This is a genomic window from Laedolimicola ammoniilytica, assembly GCF_025567165.1.
GTDB classification, from domain to species: Bacteria; Bacillota; Clostridia; order Lachnospirales; family Lachnospiraceae; genus Laedolimicola; species Laedolimicola ammoniilytica.
On the sequence record NZ_JAOQKC010000032.1, the window covers coordinates 27501 to 29126 of the forward strand.

Genomic DNA, 1626 nt, shown 5'->3' on the forward strand with positions numbered 1-1626 from the left:
AGAATGGTCAAGCGTGAAAGAGCGCAGGGTGGATGCCTTGGCACTAAGAGCCGATGAAAGACGTGATAAGCTGCGAAAAGCTTCGGGGAGGAGCAAATATCCATTGATCCGGAGATATCTGAATGGGGAAACCCGGCTGAGAAGACCTCAGTCATCCATACGCCAATTCATAACGTATGGAGGGGAACCGCCTGAACTGAAACATCTAAGTAGGGCGAGGAAAAGAAAGAAAACTCGATTTCCAAAGTAGCGGCGAGCGAAATGGAAAGAGGCCAAACCAGAGTGCGTGCACTCTGGGGTTCGGACCGCGTAATTGATTCTGCAATTCTAGTAGAATGGTTTTGGGAAAGCCAGCCAGAGAGGGTGAAAGCCCCGTACATGAAAGGAAAGCAGACATGGCGGTATCCAGAGTACCACGAGACACGTGGAACCTTGTGGGAACAAGCGGGGACCACCCCGTAAGCCTAAATACTCCTTAGTGACCGATAGCGCATAGTACTGTGAAGGAAAGGTGAAAAGGACCCCGGGAGGGGAGTGAAAGAGAACCTGAAACCCTGTGTTTACAAGCTGTGGAACCGCTTTATATGCGGAACCGCGTACTTTTTGTAGAACGGTCCGGCGAGTTGCCGGGACTGGCGAGGTTAAGCACTTAAGGTGTGGAGCCGAAGGGAAACCAAGTCTTAATAGGGCGTGAAGTCAGTTCAGGCAGACCCGAAACCGGGTGATCTACCCATGTCCAGGATGAAGTTGCCGTAAAAGGCAATGGAGGTCCGAACGCACATCCGTTGAAAAGGGTGGCGATGAGGTGTGGGTAGGGGAGAAATTCCAATCGAACCCGGAGATAGCTGGTTCTCCTCGAAATAGCTTTAGGGCTAGCCTCGATGGAGTCTAATGGAGGTAGAGCACTGAATTTCCTAGGGGGCGTCAAAGCTTACCGAAGAATATCAAACTCCGAATGCCATATAGATGCTCATCGGGAGTCAGACTACACGAGATAAGTTGGGTAGTCAAAAGGGAAAGAGCCCAGACCTGCAGCTAAGGTCCCAAAGTGCGTGTTAAGTGGAAAAGGATGTGGGATTTCAAAGACAACCAGGATGTTGGCTTAGAAGCAGCCATACATTAAAAGAGTGCGTAATAGCTCACTGGTCGAGAGGTCCTGCGCCGAAAATGTCCGGGGCTAAAACACGACACCGAAGCTCAGGAATGTACCTAGTACATTGGTAGAGGAGCATTTTTAACGAGACGAAGCAGTACCGTAAGGAGCTGTGGATTGTTAAAAAGAGAGAATGCCGGAATGAGTAGCGAGAGGAAGGTGAGAATCCTTCCGGCCGAATATCTAAGGTTTCCAGGGTAAAGCTGATCTGCCCTGGGTAAGTCGGGACCTAAGGCGAGGTCGAAAGACGTAGTCGATGGACAACAGGTTGAGATTCCTGTACTGCTCTGTAACAGAACTGTGGGGACACGTGTGGAGAGTGTGAGCCGGAAATGGAAAGTCCGGTGCAAGCGAAGTAGGAGTTAAGTTGGCAAATCCGCTTAACAATCCGAAGACGTGACGCGTACCGAAATCAAGTAGGGAAGCACATGAGCCATGCGTCGAGAAAAGCCGCTATTGTTTGCAGAGTACCC

Annotated in this window: 1 rRNA gene; it reads left to right on the forward strand. The window is 50.4% G+C overall.

What is annotated here, in order from left to right:
* Nucleotides 1-5: 5 nt before the first annotated feature.
* Nucleotides 6-1626 (forward strand): 23S ribosomal RNA (locus tag OCV63_RS16280); the annotation flags it as partial.